Genomic DNA, 5,332 nt, shown 5'->3' on the forward strand with positions numbered 1-5,332 from the left:
TGGCTTCGCCGGCTTCGACCGCCCGGTCGGGGGCGGCGCCCGCGGCGGCCTCGCCGACGATGGTCCATGGTCCGGGCAGGTCGGCGAAGCGAATCGCATAGCCGTCCATTGCCGACAGGGCGGCCGCCGGCTGGTCGCGCAGCGCGACGATATCGTCCGAAAGATAGCGGCCAAGCGATTCGGAAAAGGCGATATTCTCGCCAGGAAGAGGCGTTCCGAGGGCGAAGAGGCGCGCCTGCGCTTCCCCGACCGGAAGGAGCCCGCCGGTCATTCGGCGCGCCAGTCGCCGGAGCGGCCGCCGCTTTTTTCCAGCAGCCGAATCTCGCCGAGCACCATCGTGCGGTCGAGCGCTTTCGCCATGTCGTAGAGGGTGAGGAGCGCGACCGAGGCGGCGGTGAGCGCTTCCATCTCGACGCCCGTCTGGCCGGTCGTGTGCGCGACAGCCGTGACCGATATTCCATTGTCTTCCCATGTAAAATCCACGCCGACCTTGGTCAGCGCAATCGGATGGCAGAGCGGAATGAGGTCGGCTGTGCGTTTCGCCGCCATGATTCCGGCGATGCGCGCGGTCGACAGCACGTCGCCCTTGGGCGCGTTGCCGCTGCGGATCGCGTCGAGTGCTTCGGCAGACATGGTGATGCGGCCGCCGGCGACCGCGCGGCGCTGCGTTGCGGGTTTCGCGCCGACGTCGACCATATGCGCGGCGCCGGTTTCGTCGAGATGAGTCGGTTTGGGTGTCATTGCCGGCGATCGAAGCAATGCGAAGCGGGAAAGGCAAGGGGAGATGGCTGGTTTGATCGGTCACGGTCCGACGGTTTCGTGAAAAGCTCACCATCAAGCGGGATCGAATACCGGGCGCGCCGATCAGCAAAGGCGCGAATCCCATCGCCCGGACGGGCTGACCTTTGAGCGCAAGCTTCGGGACGTGCGTACGCGCCGAGGTTCTTATGGAGCGGACGATCGACAACATCGGAGCTTCTTATGGAACTGAAAAACAAGACAATCATCGTCACCGGTGCCAGCAGCGGCATCGGAGCAGCGGCGGCGGTGGTGCTTGCCCGGGCGGGCGCGAACCTCGTTCTCGGGGCACGCCGGGCGGAAGAGCTTGCCGCGATCGCGAAGCGCGCGTGCGATGCAGCCGGGCGAGCGGTGACGTTGCCGGGCGACGTCACCGAGCCCGGATATGCGGAAGCCCTGGTTGCGCTGGCGACCGCCGAATTCGGCGGACTTGACGGGGCGTTTAACAATGCCGGGATCGTGGGAGATCTGCTTTCCATGCCCGAGATGCCGATCGAGAACTGGAACCAGGTGATTGCGACGAACCTTACAAGTGCGTTCTTCGCCGCCAAGGCGCAAATACCCGCACTTGTCGCGCGCGGGGGCGGTGCGCTTGTCTTCACCTCGTCGTTCGTAGGTGTGAGTAACGGCGGACTCGCCGGTATGGGCGCCTATGCCGCGTCCAAGGCCGGGCTGGTGGGGCTGGTAAAGTCGCTCGCCTCGGATCATGCGGCGGCGGGCGTGCGTGCGAACGCCCTGCTTCCGGGCGGAACCGTGACGCCGGCGGGCGGTGAAGGTAACCCCGAGATACTGGAATTCGTCGCCGGCCTGCACCCGATGAAGCGGATGGCCGCCGCGAGCGAGATAGCCGAAGCCGCCATGTTCCTGCTTTCCGAACGATCGAGCTTCATGACCGGAGCGGCCATGCTCGTCGATGGAGGCATTTCGGTGCGCCTGACCTGATTGCGGGGCTTCAGGTGGGGCCGGATGCGGGCCGTCGAGGATCGATCGACATTCCGAGCGAGACGGCGAGGTATAAGCCCGACGGTCGATTATCGGCCGGAAACGAACGATTGGGGACCTTATCTATTATCGTCATCCCGGACTTGATCCGGGATCCATACGATGGTGCGGCTATGGATCCCGGATCAAGTCCGGGATGACGAAGGAAAGGGAGCGAACGTCCGCTTCCCACCCCCAATGCAGAAAATGGCACGTCAGCCCTGCAGCAGCGCTTTCGTTGCCGCGGTGACGTCGTCCTGACGCATCAGGCTTTCGCCGACGAGGAAGGTGCGGACGCCGCTTTCGGCAAGGCGTTCGCAGTCGGCGTGGGTCGCGATGCCGCTTTCGCCTACCAGCAGCGTGCCCGCCGGAACCAGCTTCGCGAGGCGTTCGGTTACGGCGAGATCGGTTTCGAAGGTGCGCAGGTCGCGGTTGTTGACGCCGATCAGACGCGATTTGAGCTGCGACAGCGCGCGGTCGAGTTCGGCCTCGTCATGCACCTCGACAAGCACGTCCATGCCGCGTTCGATCGCGGCGGCCTCGATTTCGCGCATAACGCCGTCTTCGAGCGCGGCGATGATGATCAGGATCGCGTCGGCGCCGATCGCGCGGGCTTCGGCGACCTGCCAGGGATCGACCATGAAGTCCTTGCGCAGCGCGGGAAGGGCACAGGCGGCGCGGGCGGCGACGAGATAATCTTCATGCCCTTGAAAATATGGCGCATCGGTAAGGACGGAGAGACAGGCAGCGCCGCCAGCGGCATAGGCGCGCGCATGATCGGCAGGGTCGAAGTCATGCCTTATCAGACCCTTGGACGGCGAAGCTTTCTTTATTTCGGCGATCAGGCCGAAACCGCCCGCATCGATCCTTGCCTGCAAGGCCGCCGCAAAACCGCGCACCGGACCGGCGTCGATCGCATCGAGGTCCGAAAAGGAGCGCACGGCACGCCGTGCGGCGACTTCGTCGGCCTTGGTGGCAAGAATCTGCGTGAGCTTGTTCATTTATAGGCGATCCAGCAATTGAGCAGCGCGTTGGCGAGGCCCTTGTCGATCGCCTCGGCGGCTTCCTCGACGCCGTCGCGCAATGTTTCGACAGCCCCGGCGACGACCAGCGCCTCGGCGGCGTTGTAGAGCACGGCGTCGCGATAGGCTCCCGGCTCGCCTTCGAGCAGGCGGCGCAGCGCTGCGGCGTTATATCCGGCGTCGCCGCCGCGGATTTCCGCGAGCGATCGCGTCGGGAGCCCCGCGTCGGCGGCGACGCTGCGCTGCATGCGCACGCCCTCGGGCGTCACCACCGCAACCTCGTTGCCGCCCGCTAGCGAAAGCTCGTCGAGCCCTTCGTCGCCTGAAATGACGCGCGAGTGGTCGGTGCCGAGCCGGTGCAGCGCCTCGGCATAGACGGGAACATAGGCGGGACGCGCGATGCCGACGAGCTGGCGCGTGACGCGCGCGGGGTTGGCGAGCGGCCCCATCAGGTTGAAGATCGTCCGGCGGCCGATTGCCTTGCGGATCGGCATGATGCGCTTCATCGCCGGATGCCGCGTTCCCGCGAAGAGGAAGCAGATGCCGAGGTCGGCAAGCTGTTCCTCGGCCATCCGGTCGGCGCGGTCCATGTCGAGGCCGAGGGCTTCGAGCGTGTCGGCGGCGCCGGATTTGGAAGAAGCGGCACGATTTCCATGCTTTGCGACCGGAACCTCGCACGCCGCGACGACGATCGACACGGCGGTCGAGACGTTGAGCGTGTGATGGCCGTCGCCGCCGGTGCCGCAGACGTCGATTGCGCCGGCGGGCGCGTCGATCGGGATCAGCCGGTCGCGCATCGCCTGCGCCGCGGCAGCGATTTCGACCATCGTTTCGCCGCGGTCGGAAAGCGCGTTCAGGAACTCGACGATATTTTCGTCGCTCGCGCCGCCGTCGAGCATGGTCGCAAAGGCGTCGGCCGCCTCGTCATGCTCGAGCAGTCCGGCGGGGTCGGGAAACGGACCGAAACGGCTCATGCGGCTTGCCGCGCGCGGACGGGCAGTCCCGCGATTTTCATGAAATTGGCGAGCATCGCATGGCCATGCTCGGTCGCGATGCTCTCGGGATGGAACTGGACGCCGTGGATCGGGAGGTCGGTATGGCGGAAGCCCATCACCGCACCGTCGTCGCTCGTCGCGTTGATCACAAGGCTCGCGGGAATGTCGACGACCTCGAGGCTGTGGTAGCGCGTCGCCTCGAAGGGCGAGGGCAGGCCGGCATAGAGCCCGGTGGCATCGTGACACACGGGCGAGGTCTTGCCGTGCATCAGATGGCCGCGCTGGACGGTGCCGCCGAAATGCTGGCCGATCGCCTGATGGCCGAGGCAGACGCCGAGCAGCGGGCGGCGCGCTTCGGCGCAGGCCGCGACGAGGTCGAGGCTGATCCCGGCCTCGTTGGGGGTGCAGGGGCCGGGCGAGATGAGGATCGCGTCGGCGCCGGTTGCGAGGGCATCGGCGGCGCTCAGCGCATCGTTGCGCTCGACGCGCACATCGGCGCCCAGCTCGATCAGATAATGAACGAGATTGAAGGTGAAGCTGTCATAATTGTCGATGACGAGGATCATGGCGCGGCCCTAACGTTTTTGGCGCAGCGGGGAAAGCATTAGGAACTATCCGTCCGCCAAGCCGAGCTTACTGCCCGTACCCCGGCGTTCCCGCCAGCCGGACGGCTTCGCGCGCCGCGGCGAAAAGCGCGCCGGCCTTGGCTTCGCATTCGCGCTGTTCATAGGCGGGGTCGCTGTCGGCGACGATGCCGGCGCCCGCCTGGACGTGCATTTCGCCGTCCTTGACGATCGCGGTGCGGAGCACGATGCAGCTGTCCATATTGCCGTCGGGTGCGAAGTAGCCGACGCCGCCGGCGTAGGCGCCGCGCGCATCGGCTTCGAGTTCGGCGATGATCTGGCACGCGCGCACTTTCGGTGCGCCGCTGACGGTGCCCGCCGGAAAACCCGCGAACAGCGCGTCGATCGCGTCCCTGTCGGGCGCGATACGGCCGATGACGTTCGAGACGATGTGCATGACGTGGCTGTAGAATTCGACGGTATAGCTGTCGGTGACGGTCACGCTGCCGCCGATCGCCGCGCGGCCGACGTCGTTGCGGCCGAGGTCGAGCAGCATCAGATGCTCGGCGCGTTCCTTGGGATCGGCGAGCAGCGATTCGCGGTTTTCGGCATCCTCGGCGCTCGTGCGGCCGCGCGGGCGGGTGCCCGCGATCGGGCGGATCGTGATCTCGCCATCCCTGACCCGGACGAGGATTTCGGGCGACGAGCCGATCAGCGCGAAGCCGGGCAGGTCGAGGAAATAGAGGAAGGGCGAGGGGTTGATCCGCCGGAGCGCGCGATAGAGATCGAACGGCGGCAGGTCGAACGGGGTCGAGAAACGCTGCGACAGCACGACCTGAAAAATGTCGCCTGCGGCGATATAATCCTTTGCGGCCGCGACCATTTCGGCAAAGCGCGCGGGCGTCGTCGCGGGATTCGCTGCGATGTCGGCGGGCAGCGCGCCGGTCGCGGCGCGGTCGGCGTGCGCGCTGAC

Annotated in this window: 6 protein-coding genes and 1 pseudogene; 1 reads left to right on the forward strand and 6 read right to left on the reverse strand. The window is 66.5% G+C overall.

Annotated features, from left to right (window positions below; genetic code table 11):
* Both VN047_RS21365 and moaC read right to left on the reverse strand, forming a co-directional pair.
* Positions 1-271: pseudogene (locus VN047_RS21365) on the reverse strand (molybdopterin molybdenumtransferase MoeA); the annotation flags it as partial.
* Positions 268-741, reverse strand: coding sequence for a cyclic pyranopterin monophosphate synthase MoaC (moaC, locus tag VN047_RS21370; RefSeq protein WP_325546269.1), 474 nt, complete (start codon positions 739-741; stop codon positions 268-270). The gene moaC and the pseudogene VN047_RS21365, both read right to left, overlap by 4 nt.
* Before the next feature lie 240 nt (positions 742-981).
* On the opposite strand from moaC, the gene VN047_RS21375 reads away from it, so the two are divergent.
* The gene (locus VN047_RS21375) at positions 982-1,740 is read left to right on the forward strand and encodes an SDR family oxidoreductase (RefSeq protein WP_325546271.1); all 759 of its coding nucleotides are present in this window, start codon (positions 982-984) and stop codon (positions 1,738-1,740) included.
* A gap of 254 nt (positions 1,741-1,994) precedes the next feature.
* On the opposite strand, the gene trpC is transcribed toward VN047_RS21375, so the two are convergent.
* From trpC to VN047_RS21395, 4 genes are all read right to left on the reverse strand, one after another.
* Entirely contained in the window at positions 1,995-2,780 is a 786-nt protein-coding gene (gene trpC / locus VN047_RS21380) for an indole-3-glycerol phosphate synthase TrpC (protein ID WP_325546273.1), read from the reverse strand.
* Positions 2,777-3,775 (reverse strand): anthranilate phosphoribosyltransferase, encoded by a 999-nt coding sequence (gene trpD, locus VN047_RS21385; RefSeq protein ID WP_325546275.1) that lies wholly within the window; start codon positions 3,773-3,775, stop codon positions 2,777-2,779. The genes trpC and trpD overlap by 4 nt, the downstream gene beginning before the upstream one ends.
* Positions 3,772-4,362 carry an aminodeoxychorismate/anthranilate synthase component II gene (locus tag VN047_RS21390; protein ID WP_325546277.1) on the reverse strand — a complete coding sequence of 197 codons (591 nt, stop codon included), beginning with the start codon at positions 4,360-4,362 and terminating at the stop codon, positions 3,772-3,774. Before VN047_RS21390 ends, trpD begins: the two co-directional genes overlap by 4 nt.
* A 67-nt stretch (positions 4,363-4,429) precedes the next feature.
* A partial coding sequence (locus VN047_RS21395; protein WP_325546278.1) for an anthranilate synthase component I family protein occupies positions 4,430-5,332 on the reverse strand: 903 nt, incomplete at its 5' end.

Origin of the sequence: Sphingopyxis sp., from assembly GCF_035565275.1 — a bacterium.
GTDB lineage: Bacteria > Pseudomonadota > Alphaproteobacteria > Sphingomonadales > Sphingomonadaceae > Sphingopyxis.